This window comes from Streptomyces sp. NPDC051576, assembly GCF_040681835.1.
In the GTDB taxonomy this organism is placed as follows: Bacteria; Actinomycetota; Actinomycetes; order Streptomycetales; family Streptomycetaceae; genus Streptomyces.
Window position 1 is genome coordinate 746,816 of the sequence record NZ_JBFAZO010000003.1, and the last position, 24,217, is coordinate 771,032.

At 70.7% G+C, this 24,217-nt stretch carries 21 protein-coding genes and 1 tRNA gene; 12 read left to right on the forward strand and 10 right to left on the reverse strand.

The features are described from left to right. Positions 1–128 precede the first annotated feature (128 nt). From AB0M63_RS13270 to AB0M63_RS13295, 6 genes are all read left to right on the forward strand, one after another. The gene (locus tag AB0M63_RS13270) at positions 129–1,163 is read left to right on the forward strand and encodes a permease (RefSeq protein WP_366019423.1); all 1,035 of its coding nucleotides are present in this window, start codon (positions 129–131) and stop codon (positions 1,161–1,163) included. Beyond that, the gene (locus AB0M63_RS13275; RefSeq protein WP_355917981.1) at positions 1,160–1,918 is read left to right on the forward strand and encodes a TIGR03943 family protein; all 759 of its coding nucleotides are present in this window, start codon (positions 1,160–1,162) and stop codon (positions 1,916–1,918) included. The genes AB0M63_RS13270 and AB0M63_RS13275 overlap by 4 nt, the downstream gene beginning before the upstream one ends. A gap of 386 nt (positions 1,919–2,304) precedes the next feature. Further along, the gene (locus AB0M63_RS13280) at positions 2,305–3,054 is read left to right on the forward strand and encodes a hypothetical protein (RefSeq protein ID WP_355917984.1); all 750 of its coding nucleotides are present in this window, start codon (positions 2,305–2,307) and stop codon (positions 3,052–3,054) included. A 133-nt stretch (positions 3,055–3,187) separates the two neighbouring features. Further along, positions 3,188–3,532 carry a MerR family transcriptional regulator gene (locus AB0M63_RS13285; RefSeq protein WP_355917987.1) on the forward strand — a complete coding sequence of 115 codons (345 nt, stop codon included), beginning with the start codon at positions 3,188–3,190 and terminating at the stop codon, positions 3,530–3,532. 202 nt (positions 3,533–3,734) lie between these two features. Next, a complete protein-coding gene (locus AB0M63_RS13290) occupies positions 3,735–3,938 on the forward strand; it encodes a cold-shock protein (protein WP_019063123.1) in 204 nt (67 codons plus the stop codon). A gap of 169 nt (positions 3,939–4,107) precedes the next feature. After that, positions 4,108–4,437, forward strand: a complete 330-nt coding sequence (locus AB0M63_RS13295) for an SCO5918 family protein (protein ID WP_366019424.1) — start codon at positions 4,108–4,110, stop codon at positions 4,435–4,437. 93 nt (positions 4,438–4,530) lie between these two features. On the opposite strand, the gene AB0M63_RS13300 is transcribed toward AB0M63_RS13295, so the two are convergent. After that, positions 4,531–5,589: a helix-turn-helix domain-containing protein gene (locus AB0M63_RS13300; RefSeq protein WP_355917994.1), complete on the reverse strand. Its 1,059-nt coding sequence runs from the start codon at positions 5,587–5,589 to the stop codon at positions 4,531–4,533. Positions 5,590–5,832: 243 nt separating this feature from the next. Between AB0M63_RS13300 and AB0M63_RS13305 the strand changes: the two genes are divergently transcribed. The 3 genes from AB0M63_RS13305 (at position 5,833) to AB0M63_RS13315 (ending at position 13,615) form a co-directional block, all read left to right on the forward strand. Further along, the gene (locus AB0M63_RS13305; RefSeq protein WP_366019425.1) at positions 5,833–6,477 is read left to right on the forward strand and encodes a hypothetical protein; all 645 of its coding nucleotides are present in this window, start codon (positions 5,833–5,835) and stop codon (positions 6,475–6,477) included. Between the two features lie 78 nt (positions 6,478–6,555). Continuing rightward, complete coding sequence (locus tag AB0M63_RS13310) at positions 6,556–8,703, forward strand: flotillin family protein (RefSeq protein ID WP_355918000.1); 2,148 nt, start codon at positions 6,556–6,558, stop codon at positions 8,701–8,703. A gap of 79 nt (positions 8,704–8,782) precedes the next feature. Continuing rightward, a complete protein-coding gene (locus AB0M63_RS13315; RefSeq protein WP_366019426.1) occupies positions 8,783–13,615 on the forward strand; it encodes a DNA repair ATPase in 4,833 nt (1,610 codons plus the stop codon). Here AB0M63_RS13315 and AB0M63_RS13320 read toward each other — a convergent pair. Together AB0M63_RS13320 and AB0M63_RS13325 are read right to left on the reverse strand one after the other, a co-directional pair. Next, positions 13,610–13,957, reverse strand: coding sequence for a hypothetical protein (locus AB0M63_RS13320; RefSeq protein WP_355918006.1), 348 nt, complete (start codon positions 13,955–13,957; stop codon positions 13,610–13,612). The genes AB0M63_RS13315 and AB0M63_RS13320 overlap by 6 nt on opposite strands. 126 nt (positions 13,958–14,083) lie before the next feature. Continuing rightward, a complete protein-coding gene (locus AB0M63_RS13325; RefSeq protein ID WP_366019427.1) occupies positions 14,084–15,421 on the reverse strand; it encodes a helix-turn-helix transcriptional regulator in 1,338 nt (445 codons plus the stop codon). Between the two features lie 202 nt (positions 15,422–15,623). Between AB0M63_RS13325 and AB0M63_RS13330 the strand changes: the two genes are divergently transcribed. Further along, positions 15,624–16,430, forward strand: coding sequence for a DUF4232 domain-containing protein (locus AB0M63_RS13330; protein WP_366019428.1), 807 nt, complete (start codon positions 15,624–15,626; stop codon positions 16,428–16,430). 187 nt (positions 16,431–16,617) lie between these two features. On the opposite strand, the gene AB0M63_RS13335 is transcribed toward AB0M63_RS13330, so the two are convergent. Both AB0M63_RS13335 and AB0M63_RS13340 read right to left on the reverse strand, forming a co-directional pair. Continuing rightward, positions 16,618–17,394, reverse strand: a complete 777-nt coding sequence (locus AB0M63_RS13335; protein WP_366019429.1) for a hypothetical protein — start codon at positions 17,392–17,394, stop codon at positions 16,618–16,620. A 309-nt stretch (positions 17,395–17,703) separates the two neighbouring features. Then, complete coding sequence (locus tag AB0M63_RS13340; RefSeq protein ID WP_366019430.1) at positions 17,704–18,315, reverse strand: NAD(P)H-binding protein; 612 nt, start codon at positions 18,313–18,315, stop codon at positions 17,704–17,706. 133 nt (positions 18,316–18,448) lie between these two features. Between AB0M63_RS13340 and AB0M63_RS13345 the strand changes: the two genes are divergently transcribed. Beyond that, positions 18,449–19,147, forward strand: coding sequence for a TetR/AcrR family transcriptional regulator (locus AB0M63_RS13345; RefSeq protein WP_366019431.1), 699 nt, complete (start codon positions 18,449–18,451; stop codon positions 19,145–19,147). A gap of 184 nt (positions 19,148–19,331) precedes the next feature. Here AB0M63_RS13345 and AB0M63_RS13350 read toward each other — a convergent pair whose 3' ends face one another. Together AB0M63_RS13350 and AB0M63_RS13355 are read right to left on the reverse strand one after the other, a co-directional pair. Further along, the gene (locus AB0M63_RS13350; RefSeq protein ID WP_366019432.1) at positions 19,332–20,735 is read right to left on the reverse strand and encodes an MFS transporter; all 1,404 of its coding nucleotides are present in this window, start codon (positions 20,733–20,735) and stop codon (positions 19,332–19,334) included. Further along, complete coding sequence (locus AB0M63_RS13355; RefSeq protein ID WP_366019433.1) at positions 20,732–21,577, reverse strand: alpha/beta fold hydrolase; 846 nt, start codon at positions 21,575–21,577, stop codon at positions 20,732–20,734. Before AB0M63_RS13355 ends, AB0M63_RS13350 begins: the two co-directional genes overlap by 4 nt. A gap of 117 nt (positions 21,578–21,694) precedes the next feature. Between AB0M63_RS13355 and AB0M63_RS13360 the strand changes: the two genes are divergently transcribed. Continuing rightward, complete coding sequence (locus tag AB0M63_RS13360) at positions 21,695–22,627, forward strand: LysR family transcriptional regulator (RefSeq protein WP_366019434.1); 933 nt, start codon at positions 21,695–21,697, stop codon at positions 22,625–22,627. Between the two features lie 38 nt (positions 22,628–22,665). On the opposite strand, the gene AB0M63_RS13365 is transcribed toward AB0M63_RS13360, so the two are convergent. The 3 genes from AB0M63_RS13365 to AB0M63_RS13375 all read right to left on the reverse strand — a co-directional run bounded on the left by AB0M63_RS13365 (position 22,666) and on the right by AB0M63_RS13375 (position 24,166). Then, positions 22,666–22,833 carry a hypothetical protein gene (locus tag AB0M63_RS13365; RefSeq protein WP_366019435.1) on the reverse strand — a complete coding sequence of 56 codons (168 nt, stop codon included), beginning with the start codon at positions 22,831–22,833 and terminating at the stop codon, positions 22,666–22,668. Between the two features lie 425 nt (positions 22,834–23,258). Then, positions 23,259–23,332: transfer RNA gene (locus tag AB0M63_RS13370), tRNA-Pro, on the reverse strand. Positions 23,333–23,386: 54 nt separating this feature from the next. Beyond that, positions 23,387–24,166 (reverse strand): Pr6Pr family membrane protein, encoded by a 780-nt coding sequence (locus tag AB0M63_RS13375; RefSeq protein ID WP_355907537.1) that lies wholly within the window; start codon positions 24,164–24,166, stop codon positions 23,387–23,389. Between the last annotated feature and the right edge of the window lie 51 nt (positions 24,167–24,217).

Sequence of the window (24,217 nt, forward strand, 5' to 3'; positions counted from 1 at the left end):
GAGGGAAAAGACTGCCCCAAGGAGGCGGGTGGTTCCAGTTTTCCGCTGAACACCCGTGCCTCCACTGCCGTATGCAGAGGGAGGGAGCAAAACTCGCGAAACCCGCGTCTGCCGGAGGTACCTCACCCGTGGCCATCACCACCGAACCAGCCGCGCCGACCACGGAGCCGCCGTCGACCGCGGAAACGCCCGCCCCCACGAAGAGGGAGGGCGGCTGGCAGTTCAACTCGCCGCTCGTGCTGACCATGGTGCTGCTCGTGGTCGTGCTGGCACAGGGGCCGATCCGGCAGGCGCTGTCCGCGCCGGTGATGCAGAGCTGGATGACGGTGTTCGTGGCCGTGGTCGTGCAGGCGCTGCCCTTCCTGGTGCTGGGCGTGCTGCTGTCGGCGGCCATCGCGGTGTTCGTACCGCCGACGTTCTTCGCCCGCGCGCTGCCCAACAACCCGGTGCTGGCCGTGCCGGTGGCCGGGATGGCGGGCGCGATCCTGCCGGGCTGCGAGTGCGCGTCCGTGCCGGTGGCCGGGGCGCTGGTGCGACGCGGGGTCACCCCGGCGGCGGCGATCGCGTTCCTGCTCTCCGCCCCGGCGATCAACCCGATCGTGCTGACGGCGACGGCCGTGGCGTTCCCGCGCAACCCCGAGATGGTCGTCGGCCGGTTCGTCGGCAGCCTGCTCGTGGCCTGTGTGATGGGCTGGCTGTGGCAGCGGCTCGGCCGTACCGACTGGCTGCGGCTGCCCGCCCACGAACCGCACGAGGGCGAGACCAAGGGGGCCGCGTTCTGGGGCTCGGTGCGGCACGACGTGATGCAGGCCGGCGGGTTCCTGGTGCTGGGCGCCATGTCAGCGGCGACCCTCAAGGCGGTCGCCCCGGCGAGCTGGCTGCGGACGGCGGCCGACAACCCGGTGGTGGCGATCCTCGCCCTCTCGGTGCTCGCCGTCCTGCTGTCGATCTGCTCGGAGGCGGACGCGTTCGTGGCCGCCTCGCTCACCCAGTTCTCGCTCACCGCCAAACTCGCGTTCCTGGTGGTCGGACCGATGATCGACCTGAAACTGTTCGCCATGCAGGCCGGCACCTTCGGCCGCGGCTTCGCACTGCGCTTCGCACCCGCCACCTTCGCCCTCGCCATCGCGGGCGCGGTCGTCACCGGGGCGGTGCTCCTGTGAACCGGCAGGCACAGGCGGCGGTCCTGTTCCTGGTCGGCGCGGCCCTCCTGCACGCGGGCCTCACCAACCTCTACCTGCGCTACGTCAAGGCCGGACTCCAGCCCCTGCTGCTGCTCTCCGGCGCGGTCCTGATCGTGGCGGCGCTGGCGACGGCCTGGTACGAGTGGCGCCGGTCCCGGCTGACCAAGGAGACGGAGAAGGCGCACGGGGAGGGTGACGAACACGAGCACGCTCCCGGTCATGTGCACCGCGAACCCCGCATCTCCTGGCTCCTGATCCTCCCCCTCTTCGCCCTCATCCTGGTCGCCCCGCCCGCCCTCGGCTCCTACAGCGCGGTCCGCACGGGCACGGCCCTCCAGCAGCCCTACGGCCTCTCCAAGCTCCCCGAAAGCAACCCGCTCACCATCGGCCTGGTTGACTACGCGAGCCGCGCGGTCTACGACCACGGGCACTCCCTCGGCGACCGGCAACTCAAGGTCACCGGCTTCATAGCACTGGACAAGTCGGGTGCCCCCTACCTGGTCCGCATGGCCCTCAACTGCTGTGCCGCCGACGCCCAGCCGGTCAAGATCGCGCTGACCGGCAAGATCCCACCGGTCCTCCAGCCCGACACCTGGCTGGAGGTCACCGGCACCTACAGCCCCAAGCAGACCAAGGACCCCGTCAACAACGGCCCGATCCCCTACTTCCAGGTCACCCAGGCCCGACCGGTCCCGACACCGAAGGACCCGTACGACGAGAGCTGGAACCAGTAAGGCCGGAACCGGTAAGGGACGCGGGCCGCGTCCGCGAGGCCCCGCCCGCCTCGCGTCGCCCGGCACGCTCCCCGCCGCCTTGAGAGCGTGCGAGGTGTCCCCACTCGCCGCACCGGGCGCAGACCCGAGTACGCCCAGTACGAAGGTCTGCGCCGGGTCCGCCGAGCGCACGCGCCACCGGCCGCTTCCGCGGCGGGCGCGAGGTCCGACCCGCGGGCGGACGACGGGACTCCGCGGACGCGACCCGTCGCCGCCCGCCCCCGCCACCCGCGCGGGCGTACCGTGAAAGAACCGGGGATTTCTCGTGCGCCGGATCGCGCCGGTGCCGTCCTCGGTGAATGACGACGCCGGGCGGATGTGCGCGCGCCCGGGGCAGGGCTCAGCCCATGACCGTGAACGTGCCCGGTCGGCCGACCGCGCGGCTCGCCGAGCGCGGCGGCGCCGGTACGGCGGACCGGGAGCAGGCGTGGTCCCCGGCCGGCCGGGAGCGCGGCCCCTCGCCCACGCAGGGCGACCGCGTCCGCCCGCTCAGCCGGCGCCAGATCGAGGACCGCTTCGAGGACCTGGGTGATCTGTACGAGCAGACCTGCGGCGGGACCCGTACGGGGAACCCTTCGCGTGCCGCCTTCCTGCGACGCCTTGCCGGTGACGTCCGGCGCCCCGGCTTCGCCCTGCTGATCGCCGAGAACACGACCCTGACGGCCTGCGCCTACGGCTTCCCCGTGCGCGGCACCGACCCCTGGTGGCAGGGGTGCGACGCCGACCTCCCCCGGAGCCTGCGCGGCCTCGCGCTCACCGGCGGGCTCTTCGCGGTCTCCGGGATCGTCGTCCCGCCCCGGGTGCGCACCCACTACCAGGACCGGGACTGGAACCTCGCCCGGCGCCTCCAGCGCCGGCTGCTCGCCGACCACGCGCCGGCCCTCGGCATCGCCCTGGTGCCCCGCGCGGACACCGAGACACTGGCCGCCTACCGGGCCTGGGGCTGGCAGGACGTCGTACGAAATATCGCCACGGACCTCGAACAGACCTCCGAACGGACCGCCGGAGAAGCCCCCGAACGGGGCTCCGTACCCGACCCCGTAGACCTTGATCCGCGGCCGTCCGGGCCCTGCTACGTCCTGGTCCTGGGACGCTGACCGCGTCAAGCCGCGTCAGGACATCTGTGCTCGCCGCAACAGAGATTCCCTGGGTGCGACTAGAGTTCCCGTACGGGGAAACCCGGACCCGTGCGGTGGGCCGCCCCTCAGGCGGCCCGCAGGAAAGGTGTACATGCCCTCAGAAAGCCAGCAGCCCGCGGCCGACCGGCTCGACGACGACGACTACCCGGCCTACACCATGGGCCGGGCCGCCGAGCTGATCGCCTCCACCCCCGGTTTCCTCCGGTCACTGGGCGAGGCCGGGCTGATCACCCCGACGCGGTCGGACGGCGGGCACCGCCGCTACTCGCGCCATCAGCTCCGTACGGCCTCCCGGGCCCGCGAACTGGTCGACCAGGGGACTCCCATCGAGGCCGCCTGCCGCATCATCAGCCTGGAGGACCGGCTGGACGAGGCGCTGCGTGTCAACGAGGAGCTGCGGTCCGGCGAGGAGCACGAGGAGCAGCAGAAAATCTGATGCGCCCGAAACAGAAATTCACTGTTTTGTGCGGCGCTTTTCCCACACAATTCCACCGCCGCGAAAAAGGGTTCCGTGCTAGGCTGACTTCAGTTGCAGTTGTGGTTGCCAATTTTGAACCGGGTTTCCGGACAGGTGATCATCACGGCGATGGAGGAGATTCGTAAAGTGCGGATCTCGTGCACTGCCTAGGAGTTAAGACATGGCCACCGGTACCGTGAAGTGGTTCAACGCGGAAAAGGGCTTCGGCTTCATCGAGCAGGACGGCGGCGGCGCCGACGTCTTCGCCCACTACTCGAACATCGCCACCCAGGGCTTCCGCGAGCTGCAGGAAGGTCAGAAGGTGACCTTCGACATCACGCAGGGCCAGAAGGGCCCGCAGGCGGAGAACATCGTTCCCGCCTAAGCACGCGAGACTGCGAAACAGGGGCCCGCACCTTGGGTGCGGGCCCCTTTTCGTATCCGCTCATTTAGTCGCCGTTCTTCGGTCACCCGCCGTTCTTCGGCCGTTCTTCCGCATTCCCCGCGGAGAAATCCTCCCCTCTCCGCCCGCTCGAACCCCTAGGTGAGGCACCATGCGCTGCGTGATCGCCCGTTACCCCTTCGATCTGACGAAGAGCGAGGTGGAGGCGATGCTCAAGGGCATCCGCCCGGAGCAGCCGGTCACCGGCCCCTGCGCCGTCATCAGCCGCAAGCTGTACCCGGTCAAGCAGGTCGGCGAGGTCATCACCAAGCAGGACCGCCGTGACTTCACCGCCTTCGAGGTGACCAGGGCCCTGACCCGGCTCGGTTTCACCTGCCACGAGACGCCGCCCGCGCCCGCGACCCCCGCACCGACGGCTCCCGAGCCCGCCGCGGACTCCGGCCCCGAATCGACCTCGTACATCGGCACCACCCTGGGCTGACGCCTCCGCCCCCGCCGCTCCGCACACCTCAAGCGACCACGCCGCCGACGATCCATCCGGGCGCGGGGTCGCTTTTTTCTGCCCTCGGGGGCCTCACAACTCGCTGTCGGGCCAGTCCAGCAGGCGGGCCCCGATCACGGCGGTCTGCAACGTGTACCGCTGGCCGGGATTGGCCGGGTTCGCGCCGGTGAGCTGGTGGATGCGCTCCAGCCGGTAGGTCAGCGCGCGCACGCTCAGCGAGAGCCGGCGGGCCGTCTCCGCGGCCACACAGCCGCAGTCGAAGTACGTCGAGAGGGTGTCCAGCAGCGGTCGCGGGCCGCCGCGCGCCTTGGTGAGCGGGCCCAGCGCGTCGAGGACCAGATCGGCCATGGCCTGCCGGTCGCGGGTCAGCACCGGGTAGACCAGCAGGTCGGCGGCGCGCAGGAGAGGCCCCTCCAGGTTGAGCCGCTCGGCCAGTTCGAGTGTGTTGAGGGCCTCCTCGTAGGACTGGACGATCCCGCCCGCGCCCGGCTGCGGTCGGCCGATCGCCGCGCGGGCGCCCTCCGCCGCCGCGTACGACTGCTTGGCGAAGTGGGCGAGGACCTCGTCCTGGTCGCCGGGCGCGACGCACAGCATCCGGCCGGCCTTCGTGGTGAGCAGGATGCTGCGGTCACCGAAGCGGCTGATCATCGCGCGCTCCACCTGACGCGGCACCGGCGCGCTCTCGTCGTACGGCGTCGGGCCCTGCACCACGGCGACGGCGTGCGTGTGGGACAGGTGCAGGCCGAAGCGCTCGGCGCGTTCGGCGAGCCGGCCCAGGTCGCTGCGGCCGTAGAGGAGGTCGTCGATGAACTCCCGCCGGGCCGCCTCCTCCTGGCGTACGGCGAGGCGCTGGGCGCGGTCGTAGCCCTCGGCGAAGGCGTCGACGACCTGCTGCACCGCTGCCAGGACGCAGTCGGCGGAGCCGGGGGTCTGCGGCCAGGCGGTGCGGGTGGCGGTCAGATGGGCGCTGACCAGGGCCCGCAGTCCGTGGCCCGCCTCGGCCGCCTGCTCGCCCAGGGTGCGGCGGGCCTCCAACTCGGCCCGGGTCAGCCGGCGTCCGGTGCCGGCCACCTCCGCCAGGAGCTGCGCGTACCCCGCCAGATACTGCTCAGGCATCCCGCGCTCCGGCAACTCCGCCCCCTGTTTTCTTGACGCCCCGGTAACGCTTTCTTAGCGCGGCACCGGCATCAAGACCCTAATGAACACTGCCGGGTTCCGGCAATGCGCGGGCGCGCACCCCGCGCGCACCATGGCGCCAGGGGAGCACCGCGGAAGGATCCGGTGCCGGACACCGGCAGGTGTCCCGCACCGGAACCGCGATCCGCGCATCCCCGCGGGCTGTCAGGGCGAGCGAGGGAACGGGGGGCGGGGATCATGGGGGCGTTCGTCACGGCCGCCATCGGGTTTCCCGCCGTCGTCTTCACCGCGGCGCTCGTCGTGGTCGTCCTGTACTGGCTGCTGGTCGCGCTCGGCGCGGCCGACGCCCACGGACACGGTCACGCCCACCTCCACTCCCGCGCGCACGCCGACGTCCGGTGGCTCGGCGGGGTCCCGGTGACCCTCGCCTTCTCGCTGTTCGTCGCCGTCGGCTGGCTGATCAGCTTCTGCGCGAGCGTGCTGCTCGTCCCGTCCGGCCCGATCGGCGTGCTGGTCGGGGTGGTTGTGCTGCTGGGCACGGTGTACGTCTCCTGGCGGACGACCCAGGTGCTCGTACGACCTCTGCACCGCCTCTTCCCCGACGAAGCCGGGCCGTCCCGGCTGGACTTCGTCGGACTGACCTGCACCATTCGCACGGGACGGGTCGACCAGACCTTCGGGCAGGCCGAGGTCAGGGCCGCCGACGGGTCGGCCGCGGTGGTCCAGGTGCGCCAGAACGACACCGGCGCCCTCACCCATGGCAGCACCGGACTGCTCTACGCCTTCGACGAGACCGGCGAGTTCTTCTGGGTCGCGCCCTACGACAGTGCGCTGGACCCGAGGGCCGGTCTGGGCGGCAACCCGGGCGGCAACCCGGGGTAGGCAGTCAACGCCTGTTGGCCCACGTCTGTTGGTCCACGTTCGTTTCACCACCCTTCTCATCCCTTGAGGACCCATGTCATGAACGCCATCACCGTGGGCATCGGTGTGTTCGTCGCCGTTGTCCTGCTCATCGCGCTCACCCTGCTGCTGATGGTCGGCCGGCTGTTCCGGAAGGTGGAGCAGGGGCGGGCCCTGATCGTCTCCAAGACGAAGAAGGTCGACGTCACCTTCACCGGTGCGGTCGTCCTGCCGGTGCTGCACAAGGCCGAGTTCATGGACATCTCGGTGAAGACCATCGAGATCCGCCGCACCGGGCGCGAGGGCCTGATCTGCCAGGACAACATCCGGGCCGACATCCACATCAGCTTCTTCGTGCGGGTCAACAAGACCGTCGAGGACGTCATCAAGGTCGCGCAGGCCATCGGCACCCAGACCGCGAGCGACCCGGCGGCGATCCAGGACTTCTTCGCCGCGAAGTTCTCCGAGGCGCTCAAGACTGTCGGAAAACAGCTCGACTTCGTCGATCTCTACACCAAGCGCGAGGAGTTCCGGGACCGGATCATCCAGGTCATCGGCACCGACCTCAACGGCTACCACCTCGACGACGCGGCCATCGACTTCCTCGAACAGACGCCGATGACCCAACTCGACAACCAGAACATCCTGGACGCGCAGGGCATCCGCAAGATCACCGAGCTGACGACGATCGAGCATGTGCGCACCAACGAGTTCCAGCGCACCGAGCAGAAGGAGATCACCCGGCAGAACGTCGACGCCCGGGAGACCATCCTGGAGTTGGAGCGCCGGCAGGCCGAGGCGGAGATCCGGCAGCGGCGCGAGGTGGAGACCCTGCGCGCCAAGGAGGAGGCCGCCACCGCGAAGGTGCAGGAGGAGGAACGGCTGGGCGCGCAGACCGCGTTCCTCCGTACCGAGGAGCAACTCGGCGTCCAGCGCGAGAACCAGGCCCGCGAGATCGCCGTCGCGCAGAAGAACCGCGAGCGGGTCATCGCCGTGGAGAACGAGCGCATCGAGAAGGACCGCCTCCTCGAAGTCATCGCCCGCGAACGGGAGACCTCGCTGTCCGGGATCGCCAAGGACAAGGAGGTCGAGGCCGAGCGGCGCGAGGTCGCGGACGTGGTCCGGGAGCGGATCGCCGTGGACCGCACGGTCGCGGAGCAGGAGGAGGCCATCAAGAAACTGCGGGTCGTCGAGGAGGCGGAGCGCACCCGGCAGGCCGTGATCATCGGCGCCGAGGCGGAGGCGCAGGAGAAGCTGGTCAAGGACATCAAGGCGGCCGAGGCCGCGGAGGCCGCCGCCAAGCACCGGGCCGGTGAGCAACTCACCCTCGCCGACGCCCGGTTGAAGTCCGCCGACCTCGACGCCCGCGCCAAGCTGCGCCTCGCGGAGGGCGTCCAGGCGGAGGCCGCCGCGGCCGGACTCGCCGAGGTCCAGGTCCGCGACAAGGAGGCCGAGGTCACCGTGAAGGCCGGCCGCGCGGAGGCCGAGGCCACGGGGGCGCGGCTGCGGGCGGAGGCGGAAGGCACCGAGGCCCGCCTGCGGGCGGAGGCCGAGGGCACCCGGGCCAAGGCGCTCGCGGAGGCCGAGGGCGCGCAGGCCAAGGTGCTCGCGCAGGCCGAGGGTGTACGGGCGAACGCGCTCGCGGAGGCCACCGGCATCGGCGAGAAGCTGAAGGCCGAGGCGGAGGGGCTCACCGAGAAGGCCGCCGCGATGGCCGCCCTCGACGACGCCTCGCGCGGCCACGAGGAGTACCGGCTGCGGCTCCAGGCCGAGAAGGAGATCCGGCTCGCGGGGCTCGATGTGCAGCGGCAGGTCGCCGAGGCGCAGGCCACGGTCCTCGCGACCGGTCTGGAGCACGCCGACATCGACATCGTCGGCGGCGACACCGTCTTCTTCGACCGGCTGATGTCGTCGATCTCCTTCGGCCGCAGCGTCGACGGCTTCGTCCAGAACTCCGAGACGGCACAGGCGCTGGCGCGTCCGTGGCTGGACGGCACGTCGAACATCGCCGACGACCTCGCCCGCGTCCTCGGCTCGGTCTCCACGGCCGACGTGCAGAACCTCACCGTGTCCGCGCTGCTCATGCGGCTGATGACGTCGGACACGGCGAACGCCGGTCAGCTACGGCAACTGCTGGACAAGGCCGGCGAGTTGGGCCTCGCGGACACTCCGCTGGCCGCGCTCAACGGCCATCCGGCGAAGGTCTGACCCCACCGACGGTCCGGAACTGCCGCACAGGGGACGGCAGTTCCGGACCCCATCCCACCCGAGATCCTGAGAGGGCTGCATGACCACCGGCCTGGACACCGGCACCTACGAGGTCCTGCGCGACCGCCTCGCCGCACAGGCCGCCGAACTCGCCCGGCGTGCGGAGGCGCTCAACGCCCGCCGCACCGAGGAGTTCGGCTCCACCCGCCTGGAGCTCACCGCCACCGAACGCCTGAACACCGAGCACCCGGCCCTGCCGAGCGACATCGTCGCCGTAGGGGACGTACTGCTCTTCGGCCACCAGGTATCCGTCGGTATCACCCGCGAGACGACGGTGGCCGACGTCCTCGCCTCGCACGACCGCCACGACCTGCTCCGGCTGCCCGAGGACGCCGTACCCGGACTGCTCGACGACCCGGACTTCGTGCGGGAGTTCGCAGCCCTCCACCGCTACTACCGCCAAGCCCGCCTGCTCCAACTCCGGCGCGTCGACGGCAAGTTGCTGGCGGTGTTCCGGACCGGCGAGAAGGCCGACGACATCCGCGTCCTGCGCTGGGCACTGCGCGAGGACGGCCGGGCGGCCACCTTCCTGGACGCGCACGGCGAACGCGACCACGTCCTCCCGCCGCCGTACGACTTCGAGTGGACGGAGACGACCCGCGAGGACCATGTCCCCGGCCGGCACCCGCACGTCCGGATCCAGGACGGGCTGTACGTCGACACGGTCGGTGGCACCCTCACCGTCAAGGTGGAGGACAACACCGAGACGGGGGAGGGGATTTACTCCGAGCCGGTGGACGAGCCGTTGCAGTCGCCGGCCGACGCGGAGATCGCGTACGCGCGGGTGGGCGCGCTGGTGCTGCTGCGCGTCCGGCCGTACAAGGAGGAGGCCCACCGCTTCCTGGTCTTCAACACGCTGACCAAGGGAGTCGTGCGGCTCGACGGGATCGGGCTGTCGTGCCGGCGGCTGCCGGAGGAGCAGGGGATCGTCTTCCCGGGCGGGTACTGCCTGGCGACGGGGGCGTACAAGACCTTCGAAGTGGACGTTGTCGGGCTGGAGTTGGAGCGGGTCGTCCACTCGCCCAACGGCGAGGACGTGCTGTTCGCGTACCGGGCGCGGGTGCCGGGCCGGAGCCTCCTGCTGCCGTACAACCTGATCCGCAAGGAGATCGCGACCCCGCTGTCCTGCCAGGGCTGGGCGCTCTTCGACGACGGCACGCTGATGGTGCTGAGCGAGGCCGGGGAGGAGGAAGCGGCCCGCGTCCATCCGGTGCGGATCTGGCGTACGCCGTATGTCTCCGACACCCACGCGGCCGCGCAACTCACCGGCTCCGGACCGCTGTTCAGGGTGGGCAACGCCGATCTCGTGCGTGGGATCTCCGACTGTCTGTCGCTGACGGGCGCGGTCGCGGGGATGGAACCCACGACGGAGATGTACGAGGCGCTGGTCGCCGCGTGTGTCCGTGCGGCGGACTCGTACCTCTGGCTCGGGGACGCCGAACTCGGCGATCTGGGCGGCCCGTTGGCCGACGTCCGGGTCACAGCGGAACAGGTCCTGACCGAGTTCGAGACGGTCCGCACGCTCACCGCCCGGGCCGCCGACGCCCTCGTCGCCGCCACGGACCGGCTCACCACGCTCGTACGACGGCTGCGTGGCGAGGTGCCCCGGGACGCGGCGGGCTGGGTAGTCGGGCTGACCGAACTCCGGCGCGCGCAGGGGCACTTGCTGACGCTGAAGGAGATGCGGTACGCCGACACCGCGCGGATCGACGAGCTGGCGGCCGGGGCGGAGGCGGATCTCGGGGCGTTCGGGCAGCGGGCGGTGGCCTTCCTGGCGCGCGAGGACGCGTTCGCCGGGCACCACGAGCTGATCGACGCGCTGGTGGTGGAGGCGGGCGAGCTGGTCACGGTCGCCGGGGCGGCGCCGGTGACGGCCCGCCTCGACGAACTCACCGACGGGCTGCGGACGGTGACCGAGGTGATCGCCGGGCTCGACATCGGTGACGCCACGGTCCGTACGTCGATCCTGGAGCGGATCGCCGAGGTCCTGGGCGGGGTCAACCGGGCCCGCGCGACGCTGGACGCCCGCCGCAGGGAACTCCAGGACCGGGAGGGCAGGGCGGAGTTCGCGGCCGAGTTCGCGCTGCTCGGCCAGTCGGTGACGGGCGCGCTCGCGGACGCGACGACACCGGAGGACTGCGACACCCAACTGGCGCGGTTGCTGGTCCAGTTGGAGAACCTGGAAGCGCGCTTCACCGACTTCGACGACTTCCTCGACCGACTGACCGGCAGACGCACCGAGATCTACGAGACCTTCTCGGCCCGCAAGCAGACCCTGGCCGACGAACGGGCGCGCAGGGCCGAGCAGTTGGCGGCCTCGGCGACCCGGGTCCTGGAGACCGTGGCGCGCCGGGCGGCCACGCTCGCCGACGCCGACGCGGTCAGCACGTATTTCGCCTCCGACCCGATGGTGACGAAGATCCGCCGCAGCGCCGACCGACTCCGGGACCTGGGCGACCAGGTGCGCGCGGAGGAGCTGACCGGCCGGCTCGCGGCGGCCCGCGAGGAGGCGGCCCGCGCCCTGCGCGACCGCACCGACCTCTACACGGACGGCGGCCGGACCCTGCGCCTGGGCCGCCACCGCTTCGCCGTGAACACCGAACCCCTCGACCTCACCCTGGTCCCCTTCGGCGAGGGCCTGGCCTTCGCCCTCACCGGCACGGACTACCGATCCCCGGTCACCGACCCGGAGTTCGCGGCCACCCGCGCCTTCTGGGACCGCCCGCTGCCCTCCGAGTCACCGGCCGTCTACCGCGCGGAACACCTTGCCGCCCGCCTCCTCGACGAACACGGCGCACCGGCCCTCGCCCAGGAACCCGACCTCGCCGCCCTGGTCCGCCGGGCCGCGCAGGAGTCGTACGACGAAGGCTACGAACGCGGTGTGCACGACCACGACGCGACCGCGATCCTCACCGCACTGCTCCACCGCTACGAGGCCGCGGGCCTCCTGCGCCACGAACCGACCGCCCGCGCAACGGCGTTGCTGTTCTGGACGCACGGCACGAGCGCGCCGGAACGGGAGAGCTGGACGCGCCGGGCGAGATCGCTCGCGCGGGCCCGCGACACGTTCGGACCGACCCCGGCCGTCGCGGACTTCCTCGCGGAGCTGGCGGAACACACGGGGGAGAGGGCGGCGGCGTACCTCTTCGACGAACTGACCACCGCCCCCGAGGGCTTCGTGATCAGCGCGGGGGCCCGCACGCTGCTCGACAAGTTCCGGCGCACGGTGGGCGGTTCGGCCTACGACGACGATGTGCGGGCCCTCGACGACCCGGGCGCGCGCCGCCAGTTGGTGGAGGCGTGGCTGACGGCGTACACGACGGCGTCCGGCACGGAGGTCGACCCGGGCGATCTGGCGGAGGCGGTCGCGGCCGAACTCTGCCCGGACGCGGATCGTTACGAGTCGGAGGCGCGGGTGACGGAGACGGTCGGGGGGCTGCTGGGCACGCACCCGAGGATCGAGGCCGGCTCGCTTTCGTTCCGGGTGGACGAACTCCTGGCCCGGACGCGGGAGTTCAGGGCAGCCGAGGTGCCCGCCCATCGCGCGTACCAGCGCCGCCGTACCGCCCTGGTCGCAGCGGAGCGTGCGCGCCTGCGCCTCGACGAGTACCGCCCGCGCGTGCTGTCGTCCTTCGTGCGGGGGCGGCTGGTCGACGAGGTGTACCTCCCGCTGATCGGCGACGACCTGGCCCGGCAGATCGGTACGGCGGGGGAGGGGCGGCGCGGCGACTCGGGCGGACTGCTGCTGCTCATCTCCCCGCCGGGGTACGGCAAGACGACCCTCATGGAGTACGTCGCCGACCGGCTCGGCCTGCTGCTGGTCAAGGTGAACGGACCGGCCCTCGGCCGCGGTGTCACCTCCCTCGACCCGGCCGAGGCGCCGAACGCGACCGCCCGCCAGGAGGTGGAGAAGGTCAACTTCGCGCTGGCGGCCGGCAACAACGTGCTCCTCCACCTCGACGACATCCAGCACACCTCGCCCGAACTCCTCCAGAAATTCATCCCGTTGTGCGATGCCACGCGGCGGATGGAGGGCGTGTGGGAGGGGGCGCCGCGCACCTACGACCTGCGGGGCAAGCGATTCGCGGTCTGTATGACCGGCAACCCGTACACCGAGTCGGGCGGCCGGTTCCGGGTCCCCGACATGCTGGCGAACCGTGCCGACGTCTGGAACCTCGGCGACGTACTGACCGGCAAGGAGGCGGTGTTCGCCCTGAGTTTCGTCGAGAACGCGCTGACGTCCAACCCCGTACTGGCCCCGCTGGCCGGCCGCGACCGGAACGACCTGGACCTGCTGATCCGGCTGGCGCAGGGCGACGCGACGGCCCGCGCCGACCGGCTTTCCTACGCCTGCGAGCCTGCGGAACTGGCCCGGATCCTCGTGGTGTTGGGGCATCTGATCACCGCCCGGGACACGGTGCTGGCGGTCAACGCCGCGTACATGGCGTCCGCGGCGACGACGGACACCGACCGCACGGAGCCGCCGTTCCGGCTCCAGGGGTCGTACCGCACGATGAACCGGATCGCCCGGCGCATCGAGCCGGTGATGAACTCCCGTGAGTTGTCGGCGGTGTTGGACGACCACTACGCGGCTGAGGCGCAGACGCTCGGGGTGGGGGCGGAGGCGAATCTGCTGAAGCTGGGGGAGCTGCGTGGCACGCTGAGCGGCGAACAGGCGGCGCGGTGGGGCGAGTTGAAGGCGGCGTACGGGCGGGAGCGGGGCGCGGCGGAGGGCGATCCATTGAGCCGTGCGGTGGTGGCTCTCGGGGTGCTGGCGGAGCGGGTCGGGGCGGTGGAGGCGGCGATCACGCGGGCGGGAGGGCGCGCGGGAGGCCATACCGGTCGGCTATAGCTGAAGCAGGCGTTGCGTGATCTCGCGGTACTGGCGCAGCGCGTGCCGGAGTTCCTCGGACTGGGACTCGGGGTCCTGGTCCGCCCAGCCGGCGCGGAGGAGTTCCCGTCGGGCCGCGAGGGCCTTCACGAGCTGGGCGGTGGCCTCGTCGTAGGCGCTCTCCGCCTCCTCCAGGGCATCGTGCGGAGTGTCGGCGAAGGTGTTGAGGGCGTGCCGCAGGCGCTGGAGGACCTGGTCCCGTTCGCCGGACGGGAGCAGCGGCTCGGGGCCCGGGGTGCGGCGCTCGGAGGAGCCCCGGTTCTGGCTCGCGGGCTGTTGGGCGCGTGTCTGGTCGTACATCATCGGGGGTCGCTTCCGTTCCGCCTGACGGCGTTGGGGGATCGTCCGGGTACCGGCCACTGCCCTGCGCCGTGCTGCCAGTCAACGTCCGGGGACGGTCCGTGTCAACGCGACGGCGTGGCGGCCCCCTCAGTCCCCCTGAAAGGGCACCCACGCGCTGTCGTCCAGCGAGTAGATGTACCGCGGGCGCCCGCTCATGCCGCTGGTGCGGAACGGTTTGCCCTGGTCGTCGATGCGCAGCACGCCGTGGCGGGTGCCGCTGGTCCACGCCAACTCCATGTACCAGCGCACATCGTGGGACGCGGCGGCGGCCGTGATGTACAGGACCTCGGGGTCGCTCTCGCTCACCTTGTACGGGAGCCCCGTCTGCCCGGACTTCGGCGTGGCCACCGGGCGGCTCGCGTCGAGCCCGACGTCGAAGGAGTGCGTGGGGACGCCACCGCCGCAGCCGACCCCGAGGTACCCCATGGTGTACGCGTTCCAGGCGACCGGCGCAGCGCTGCCGACCACCCGTACGTTCAGGGAGTTGAGCACCACGGTGTCGTGGCCGGTGCCCTGCACGGTGAGTTCGAGGTACTGGCTGTCGGCGGAGACGGCCCCCAGCGCGCTCACCCAGCTCGGCGCGTCCTGCTCGGTCGGCGGAGGCGGCAGCTTCCCCTGCGAACGGTCGACCAAGTAGGTCTGGCTGCACGGACTTTCCCAGGCGTACGGCCGGGTCGTCACCGTCAGCGGAACCTCCGTCGCCACGTCCGCGTCCCCGCCGGACTTCGCGCTCTGGGAGGCGGAGACGTCGCCGCCGACGGTGGCGGACGGTGACGGACTCGTGCTGTCGGATGCGGACGGGGAGGGCGAGGACGTCGCCTTGGGGGCGGTGGACGGCGAGGGGGTACCGGTACCCCGCCCGGTCGCGGTCACGGAGCCCGCCTCCTGCTTCTTGTCGTCGCCACCGCCGGACACCAGGCGGGGGACGAGGGCCGTGGCGGCGAGGACGACGGCTACGGCGGCGGCGGTGAGGAGGGTGATGCGGCGGCGGTTCTTGTTGTCGCGTACGGCGGGCCGCGGTTCTTGTACGGCGGGTCGGCTTGCCGAGGGGGTGGGGTCGGGGGCGGCGGGGTCGGGGGTCGCCTCCGTGTCAGGCTCCGGTGCTGCACCCGGCGTTGTGTCTGCCGTGGTGGCCGTCCCTGTGGCCGTCCCGGTGGCGGCCCTGCGGTCCCGCTGGCGTGCCCCGTCGGCCAGGATCCACCGGCGGTGGACCTCGACGAGTTCTTCCGGGGTCGCCCTGCAGAGCCGGGCGAACCGCTCCACGGGGGCGTACTCCGTGGGTACGGCGTCGCCGTTGCAGTAGCGGTGCAGCGTCGACGTACTCATGTGCAGCCGCTTCGCGAGCACGCCGTAACTCAGCCCCGACCGGTCCTTGAGCCCCCGTATCAGCGCCGCGAACTCGGCTGTCTCCTCAGGCGTCGCCACCCTTCCCCCATTCCAGTCAGGCGTTCCAGGGAGTCATTGTTCCCCCAGGTGAGAGGCTGTGCGAACGTTCCAGGTTCCCGTAGATAGCGGCTGTCGTAGCGGCTGGGACGGAAAGCGGCACAGGCTGCGGTCATCAAAGCACGCCGCCCGCCGAACAGATGGGCGGCCCGCCAGTCACCACCGTTCCCAGGGGGATACAGCCATGTCCACGTTCACCGCCCGCACCCGTCTCCGTACCCGCACCCGCCTCTTCGCCTCCGCCGCGACCGTCGCGCTGGCCGCGCTCTCGCTCACGGCCTGCAACGACAAGCTGGGCGTACAGGACGAGGGCGCGGCCAACCAGGTCTCCACCTCTTCTTCGTCGTCGTCCTCCTCTTCGGTGGCGACTCCGGAACCGGCCGGGACGAAGACCGGTACGACGGGACAGACCGGCGGTTCCACGTCGGGTGGCTCCACGTCGGGTGGTTCGTCTACGGGCGGCTCGTCGGGCGGCTCGTCGACTGGTGGCTCTTCGACGGGCGGCAGCAAGGGGTCCGGGGGCAGCAGGTCGAGCGGGGGCTCCGGTACGGACACCTCCGCGGCGAGCGTCCCGTGCAGCGGCGCCAACACGAAGGTGACCGCGCAGACGGTCAAGCGCCCCATCAACCACATGCTGCTCACGGTCACCAACACCGGTTCCAAGATCTGCGACCTCTACTACTACCCGGCCGTCAACTTCGGCGACGCCCAGTCCGTACCGCCGGTGATGAAGGAGTCCCAGCCGCAGGCGGTCACGTCCCTCGCCCCGGGGGAGTCTGGCTACGCCGGCGTAGCCCTCTCGGGCGGCGACGACGGCAGCGGCACCAACGGCCGCACCGCGAAGTCCCTCTCCGTCTACTTCTTCGACCGCGCCAACAACGGCATCAGCCCGGCGGCGACACCGGCCCTGCCGGCTAAGGGCGTCTACGTCGACGACTCGCTGCGGGTTACGTACTGGCTGGCGGATGCGGGGGACGCGCTGTCGTACTGAGCGCGTTGGTCCTTCGGGACGAGCGTCAGGGGGCCGGTGCTGGATTCAGTACCGGCCCCCTGAAGTGCTGCTCAGCTGTATCCGCTGGAGGCGTGACCCTTCCCCGTGTGACCGTTGAGGGTCACCGAGCATGGTGACGACCTTCTTCTTCTCGACGGGCCCGCAGTGGCCCGGCACGGAAACCCGTCTATACCGGCAACCGGCGCACCACGTCGTGGTCCGTCACCTCGTACACATCGATGCGCAACAGCCTGCGTACGTGTGTCGGAACGCGCTCGACGGCCTTGACGGACGAGGACGGCACAACCAGCGCGTACCGGGTGCGGGGTTCCTGGCTGGTCATCCGCCGTAGCAACTGCCCGTAGGCGATGTCTGCGTCGATCCCCTTCTCACTCGTGCGGCCCTTGACTTCACAGATCAGCCGCTCATCGCCGCGCACGGCTTCGAGGTCGGTCCAACGGTCCGTGGGATCAACCGGTGTCCAGCCCTCGGCAAGAAGCCAGGTACGGAAGGTGTCCGTGACCTGGTCCTCGTCGCTGCGGCGGGCCAGGATCTTCGTCAGCGCGGCCAGGTCCGTCTCCTGGCTACGGCGGAGCCGTCCGCGACCGTCGGCGTCGAGATCGGCCGGCCGAATCACGATCAGCCGCAGTCCGTGCGCGGGAATCTCCGTTTCACGCCGGGCGTCGTACCGTGCCCGCTGCTCTCCCCGGTGGACACCGCTGACAGTGAGCCTGTCGGGCTTGTCGAAGTGGGGCATGGGCTGGTCGTGCTGGAGTTCCCGGTACTCGACCACGAGTTGGTGGCCGGGCCAGTAGGCGTCGACGGGCAGCTTGGCACGTCGGCCGCCCGTTCCGGGGTCGCCCAGCAACCAGTCGAACTTGTGCTGTGCCAAGGCCGTCTCGCCGAGCACCTGGCTGCACAAGCCGACCACGTACGCCTCGTCACTGTCGTCCCTCGTTCCCATGAGCGCGCATCATGCCAGCGTGCGCAGACATCGGGGTGGGTTCGGATTCGCTGATGCGGGCGAGGTCGAGGAAGTGGCGCTCGGTGACAGCTGCTGCGTGGCGCAGGCGGGCGAGGCCCGGTCGATGCCGGCGTAGGTGTCATCGTGAAGCCGTGCGCCGGGCTGAGCGCCGACTGGATCATGGAAGATGCCGCACTGCTCACCGCAGGGGTGGTGGCTGACCGGTGACAGGCAGAGCAGGGCGCCCCGCGATACCGCTGGGCGCCCTGCTCCTGTCCCATCCCCACCTCGCGCCAAGGCACCTCCAGGTCAGCTCAGGGGGACGACGATCTCGCCGCCGTGACCGCCCTTCTCCGCCTCGTCGAGCATGAGCGCCGCGAGCGTGGCACGGGAGATGTGGGGCGGCAGCACGGGGCGCTTGACGTTCGCGAGCGGCGCGATGCGCCGCTTGGGGCTGACAGCCCCGACCCAGAGGTCCGGGGCGTGGAACACCGTGGCGCCGGCGTCCCGCGCGGTCCGGTCGGCTTCCTCCCTCTCCGGCATCTCCTTGCCCACGACCCTTTGCATGATCGCCTGATAGATCTTTCCGCCGGCGTTGGTCGACGCCCCGGTACCCAGGGCACCGAGCCACACGGTGCGGCCACCGGCGGCGGCGAGAAGCCGTGCCCCAGCGGCGAGCGCGCCAGGGCCGTCACCCTTGCTGATCCCGATCGCGGACACGGCCGCGTCACAGCGGCTCAGGTCGGGGAACGAGTCCGGGGACATGACGTCCGCCCGGGCGACTTCGATCTGCCCCGAGGGCGGGACCGTGAACTGTTCCGGCGTGCGGACGAGGGCTGTGACCTGGTGCCCGCGCTCCACGGCCTGCTCGACGAGGAGGCGGCCGACCTTGCCCGAGGCTCCGAGTACTGCGATACGCATGGCGTTCCATTCCTTAACTAAACACCTGTAGGTTATGTAAGTGAACATGTGTTGGTTACGGTCTGTCAAGCGCGTCCGATGCCGGTAAAGTGATCACCCCTGCCGAGGGGCCGACCCCGATGGGAAGGGACCGATGATGCCGTCGCACGAGGCGCGCCCAGCGCGTCGCCGCAACCCGCGCGGTCAGGGGCAGGTCCTCAAGGCCCAGCTCGTGGACGCCGCGGCGAGACTGCTGGCCACCCTCGATCAGCCGGAGACGCTGACCCTGCGGCAGGTGGCCCGCGAGGTGGGAGTAGCTCCCGCCAGCATTTACGGGCACTTTCCCGACCTGGCCGCGTTGATCGAGCACGTGCTCCGGCTGCGTTACAACGAGCTCTCCGAACTCATGGAGCAGGCCGCGGAATCAGCCTCGGACCCGCTCTCCGACCTGGTGGCCCGCTGCGCGGCCTACGTGCACTGGGGCGTCGAACAGCCGGGCAACTACCGGACTCTCTTCGGCGGGCGCATGCCGGCGGATCTTGCACCCGGAGCAGGCCACAGCGACGGCGCCCATCTCTTCGAGACGGTGATCACCGCCCTGGCGGGCGTCAACGCAGCCCGCGGACGGCAGGTCACCGAAGAGCAGCAATGGCGCGACGGGCTCATGCTCTGGACCGCCATGCACGGACTGATCGGCCTCTACAACGACCACGGCGACCTCCCCTGGCCACCCCTGAACGACCTCCTCGCCAACCTGCTCAGCCTGCACACCGGCCGACCGACCGACGAGCTCGCCACCCTCCTGACCCAAGTCGGCCCACCTGAGTTCAACAATGAAGCCCCGCCATCCTGACAACATCACGCCAGCCCCCGTGACCAGCGGAAATCAAGTTGGCGGAGGCTCCTGGAACCAAACCCTGCCCGACCTCGCCGGCGCCCTCCCAGGTTCGTAGACGGCGGAGACAGATGAGGCCGCAGGCCGGCTCGGCGTCGGGGCTTACGAGCCTGCTGCCTCGTATCCCGGCGCTTCGCCGGGCTCACGATCCAGGTGTTCCGACCGTCCTCGCAGCACGCGCCGCATCTGCCCGTGGCGCGGCTGGTCGGTTCCGATCGCGCATCCGAAGGCTGATCAGCGCGGTGACGGCGAAGACGGCGGCCTCGTAGATCATGGCGTGCCGAAACGCGTCGTCCGGGGCTGCGGCGGGTGCGAAGTAGACGAGCCCCGCCGCAGCCACCCCGATCGATCCGCCCAGTTGCTGAGCCGTGGGCAACAGCCCGGACACGGAACCGGCCGCGGAGCCGTCCACCCTCGCCAGCACCAGAGCGAACACCGAGGCGGTGAACGAGCCGAACGCGGCGCCGCCGAGGGCCAGGACCGGCAACGCCACCCAGCGTCCGGCCGCCGTGCCGATGAGCGGCGCGAGAGCCAGGGCCGTCCCGGCCAGTACCAGCGCCGAGACCGTGAGCACGGCCGACCCGTGTCGGCGGGCCAGCGCGGGTGCGCCACGGCTGCCCAGCACGGCCGCGGCCGCGAAGGGAGCCGACGTCAGCGCGGCCGTGAGGGCGGTATACCCGATGGCCGACTGCAGGTGCAGGAACAGCAGATACGTGAAGGACGGCACTCCGGAGTTGAACACGAACACCAGCAGCAACCCCGCACGCGCCCTCCGGTCGCGGAACAGCGAGGGATGCACCAGGGGATCCGGCCGGTGCGGGAGAGTCAGGGCGAAGCAGCCGAGAACGGCCACGGACACGGCCAGAGTGGCCCATGTCCACCAGGGCCAGCCGGCTTCGCCTCCCAGCGCGAGCGGCAGCACCAGCGCACCGAAGCCCACGGTGGTCAGCAACACGCCCACCCCGTCTACTCGCTGTCCGGCCGCGCCTCGCGTGCGAGGCAGTGCGGTCGCGCCCGCGAGCGAGACGAGTGCTGCCGGCACCGTGACCAGGAACACCGAGCGCCAGCCGAGACCGAAGAGGTCGGCGCCGACGAGAAGTCCGCCGATCAGTGGCCCGGCCAGCGACGCCACCCCCATCGTGGCACCGAACAGGCCGAGAGCCCGTGGGCGCCGGGCAGCGGGGACGGCGACCTGGATGATCGACAGAACCTGCGGGGCGACCAAGCCGCTGCCCGCGCCCTGGACCAGCCGGGCCGCGATGAGGAACGTGGCATCGGGAGCGCACGCGGCAGCTACTGAACCGGCCATGAAGACGACGGTGCCCAGCACGAACAGCCGGTGATAGCCGTACCGGTCGCCGAGGCGCGCGGCCGTGATGAGCAAGCAGGCGTAGGTCAGGGTGTACCCGGCCAGGATCAGCTGCACGGCACCTGAGCCGGCACCCAGGTCGGTCCGGATCGCCGGAGCGGCGATCTGCGCGACGGTGACGTTGAGCAACTGCACGAAGGTCGCGCTCAGCACGACCGGCAGTACGAGCCGGCTCACGAGGCGAGGGCCGCTGCGAGTTCGCTCGGCCGGGCGGCGAACGGACTGTGGCTGCCGGGCAGGGTATGCACGGTGAACGGGTTACCGGGGAAGGCCCGATCGGCTTCCGCGATCATCAGGTCCTGCGCGGCCGGTGCCAGCGCCCGGTCCTCGGCGCAGCGCAGGAAAGTTCGTGGAAGTCGTCCCCACCGTGCCGCGGTCAGGGTGACCGGAGCCGTCGGGATCGCCAGGGGCAGATCAGGGCTCAGCGCGGACCGCCACCGGTCAAAGCGGTTCAGGGGGGTGTCGTGGTAGTGGGTTTCCCGCAGTTCGTCGAGGTAGGCGGGATCCGGTGAGAGCGGATTGATCCGTACGGCGCCCAGGGCCTCGGGGTCGCCGAGGTTCAGGTTCTGGCCCAGCGCGGTGGCGTTCTCGGGTGAGCCCAGATAGTCGAAGAACCGCGGCCGCCCGCCCGGGACGAACGCGGACAGGTAGACGATCCGGTCCACCAGCTCGGGCACCCGCTCCGCGGCCAGGGACGCGGGCCCGCCGCCCGCGCTGTGCGCGACGAGCACGACAGTGCGATGGTGACGCACCTGGCGCAGCACGCTCAGTACCGCCTCGGCGCAGTCGTCCATCGTCAGGGTGGCGAGTTGCGACTTCTCGGTCAGCAGGCCCGGCTGGCCGGGCAGCAGGTATCCGGTGGGCAGGGGTGCGTCGAAGCCGTGCCCCGGCAAGTCGACGGCCACGCTTGCAGCACCCAGTCCGGCCAACGCGCGCTGCGTCGCCGCCCACTGTCCGGAGCTGTGCCAGGCGCCGTGCACGAAAACGAAGACGGTGTCGGTCAGAGATGCGTTCTTCATGGCTCCATTCCAGAGAGGAACCACAGCGTCATCCATTCATAGATCTGGTAAGTGGCATCGCAATACCTTTGAGGTATTGCCAGCAGCCGATGGGATCGATGGGATGGAGGGCGGGTCATGGAAGCGCGACACCTGCGGTACGCGGTTGCTCTCGCCGAGCACGAACACTTCGGCCGGGCGGCCGGCGAGCTGGGCATCGCGCAGCCGCCGCTGTCCAAGCAGATCGCAGACCTGGAGCGCGAGGTCGGGGCCCGGCTGTTCGACCGCACACGTCAGGGGGTGTTCCCGACCGCCGCCGGCGAGGCGTTCCTCGCGCGGGCGCGCCGGGCGCTCGACGAGATCGCGGCGGCCACGGTCGACGCGAGCCGGGCCGCGCGCGGCGAGACGGGACGTCTGCGCCTCGGCTTCATCGCCTCGGCACTGCTCGACCCGCTGCCGGGCGTCCTGAGCCGGTTCGGCCGTGAACGGCCCGACGTGAGACTGGAACTGCACGAGATGGCAACCAGCCGCAGCAGCTCAGCTCTCGTCGCCGGGGAGCTGGACGTTGCCCTCACCCTCGGCCCACCACGGGGTGCGGGAGCCGAGTATCTCGTGTCCGTCCCGATCGGACGCGACCACGTGATCGCTGTGGTGAGTACGGCGCACCCGTACGCGGGTCAACAGTCGGTAAGTGCCGACCAGTTGCGGCGACAGCCGCTGATCGTGTCGGCCGGCGAGGACGAACCCGCCGTAGTCGCCGGACTGCGCACCCTGTTCGGCACGGACTCCTCGGCTCTCGGTGGCGCGACCGTCGCGAGGGACGTGCACACGATCATCGGCCTCGCCGCCTCCGGCGTGGGCGTCGGCCTGGGGCCGTCCCGCATGAGGGCGGTCCCGCGTCCGGGAGTGCGGTTCTGTGAAGTGACCCCGCGCACGCCCTTGCCCGATCTCGTACTGTCCTTCGCGGCCCGCGATCACTCCCCGGTGCTGCGCGCCTTCCTCGACACCATCCGGAAGCACTGCCCCGACGTCGGTGCCGCGCTCAACGACCGGCTCCGGCCTCACACTTGATTCGGGCCGGTCGCCGGTGCGCGTGTTCGAAGGGCTGCTCAGGACCCGCTTGGAAGCCCGTCGCCAGCTTCTTCCAGGACCTCTGCGTCCAGGATCAGTTGCCGTTGGTCGTCTGCGGAGACCCCGAGGCTTGGTGCGAACCGCCGGACCTGCTGGGCGAATTCGGCGAGCTTGGATGCGTCCAGGCCGAAGGTGTTGTTCTGCACGACATGCTGTTGGGAGCCAGCAACGAAGGCGCGAACCGGTGATGTTGTATGTGTCGCCGCCGGTTGGCTGGCGGTTCCAGGAACGCCAGCGCCAGGACAGCGGTTTGCTTTCCGCCCACGCACGGGACCCAGCGCAAGAACACGTCACAGGCGTTCCCGAAGCGTTCCCGTACGCATCCCCATCGAGGTTGAGCCTCCGTCCATGGGGGTGCTCACCTTCGCGTGCCAGCGGCCGCTTGCTGCTGTGGCTGTGCGAGTCCGTCCAGCAGAATCCAGGCTCCTGCGTATACGTAGACGTGAAGGTTCTCGCGCAGAACGATGGACACACCCAGTTGGCTCCCAAACGGCTCCCAAAACAGGGCCACAAAGCAAATCAGGCCCGGCGCTGATCTCTCAGCACCGGGCCTGACCTGGTGTTTCAACTGTCGGGGTGGCGGGATTTGAACCCACGACCTCTTCGTCCCGAACGAAGCGCGCTGCCAAGCTGCGCTACACCCCGATGTCGCCGCTCATCTTGCCGGTGTTGCTGCTCATCGCGGCGACGTCGTTTACTTTAGCCCACCGGTGGCTGGAGACGAAATCCGGTTTTGGCGCGGTGGCGGATCGGGTTGGGGCGGGCGTGGTCGAGGGCTACGAGGAGGACGGAGAGGGCGTAGAAGGCGAGGCCGAGGAGGAGGGCGTTGCCGAGGACGCTCTTGTAGCCGTGGTGTTCGACGTCCAGGAAGGTGTAGAGGTAGCGGCCCGGTGTGCCGGGGAGGATCAGTTCGCCGCGGGCCAATGTGACCGCCAGGTACACCATCGGGTAGAGGAGCCACGTCGCCGCCATCCGCAGGTGCAGCCGACCGGGGGCGGTCAGGAGCAGCCAGTCGATCACGGCCGCGATCGGGGTCACCGTGTGCAGGACCTGGTTCGTCACCGCCTGCCAGCCCGTCACGGGTGCGCCCGTCATCGCGAACGGGCTCGACGCGTGCGCCAGGATCAGGTGGTACACCAGGCCCGTGATCGTGATGTAGAGGAGGGTCCCGCCGGTCACCAGGGGGGAGAGGGGGCGGCGGGCCGTCCAGGCCCGGCGGGCCGTGGTGATCATGACCAGGGCCAGCAGGATGTTGCTCTGGATCGTGAAGTAGGTCAGCACCCGGATCGGGCTGCCGAGAAGCATGTCGACGGTCACCGCCGCTGCCGCCACGAGCGCGACCAGCAGTCGGTACACGGCCGCCACCGGGCGGCGGTACGGGGCCACCACCGCGGTGGCGGGAACGGGTGAGGCGAGCAGCGAGGGCATGCCGGGTACCGCGGGGAGGTCCGGGATGTCCCTGGGTATCGGGGCGGTCATGCCCTCACGCTAGGCAGCGGGGACGAATGGGGCGATACGGGTGGACTGTAT

Excerpts from the sequence above, each read along its gene's own strand:
- AB0M63_RS13280 (WP_355917984.1), top strand. The coding sequence starts at position 2,305 with ATGACCGTGAACGTGCCCGGTCGGCCGACCGCGCGGCTCGCCGAGCGC.
- AB0M63_RS13285 (WP_355917987.1), top strand. The coding sequence starts at position 3,188 with ATGCCCTCAGAAAGCCAGCAGCCCGCGGCCGACCGGCTCGACGACGAC.
- AB0M63_RS13290 (WP_019063123.1), top strand. The coding sequence starts at position 3,735 with ATGGCCACCGGTACCGTGAAGTGGTTCAACGCGGAAAAGGGCTTCGGC.
- AB0M63_RS13295 (WP_366019424.1), top strand. The coding sequence starts at position 4,108 with ATGCGCTGCGTGATCGCCCGTTACCCCTTCGATCTGACGAAGAGCGAG.
- AB0M63_RS13305 (WP_366019425.1), top strand. The coding sequence starts at position 5,833 with ATGGGGGCGTTCGTCACGGCCGCCATCGGGTTTCCCGCCGTCGTCTTC.
- AB0M63_RS13310 (WP_355918000.1), top strand. The coding sequence starts at position 6,556 with ATGAACGCCATCACCGTGGGCATCGGTGTGTTCGTCGCCGTTGTCCTG.
- AB0M63_RS13315 (WP_366019426.1), top strand. The coding sequence starts at position 8,783 with ATGACCACCGGCCTGGACACCGGCACCTACGAGGTCCTGCGCGACCGC.
- AB0M63_RS13320 (WP_355918006.1), bottom strand. The coding sequence starts at position 13,957 with ATGATGTACGACCAGACACGCGCCCAACAGCCCGCGAGCCAGAACCGG.
- AB0M63_RS13330 (WP_366019428.1), top strand. The coding sequence starts at position 15,624 with ATGTCCACGTTCACCGCCCGCACCCGTCTCCGTACCCGCACCCGCCTC.
- AB0M63_RS13335 (WP_366019429.1), bottom strand. The coding sequence starts at position 17,394 with ATGGGAACGAGGGACGACAGTGACGAGGCGTACGTGGTCGGCTTGTGC.
- AB0M63_RS13340 (WP_366019430.1), bottom strand. The coding sequence starts at position 18,315 with ATGCGTATCGCAGTACTCGGAGCCTCGGGCAAGGTCGGCCGCCTCCTC.
- AB0M63_RS13345 (WP_366019431.1), top strand. The coding sequence starts at position 18,449 with ATGATGCCGTCGCACGAGGCGCGCCCAGCGCGTCGCCGCAACCCGCGC.
- AB0M63_RS13355 (WP_366019433.1), bottom strand. The coding sequence starts at position 21,577 with ATGAAGAACGCATCTCTGACCGACACCGTCTTCGTTTTCGTGCACGGC.
- AB0M63_RS13360 (WP_366019434.1), top strand. The coding sequence starts at position 21,695 with ATGGAAGCGCGACACCTGCGGTACGCGGTTGCTCTCGCCGAGCACGAA.
- AB0M63_RS13375 (WP_355907537.1), bottom strand. The coding sequence starts at position 24,166 with ATGACCGCCCCGATACCCAGGGACATCCCGGACCTCCCCGCGGTACCC.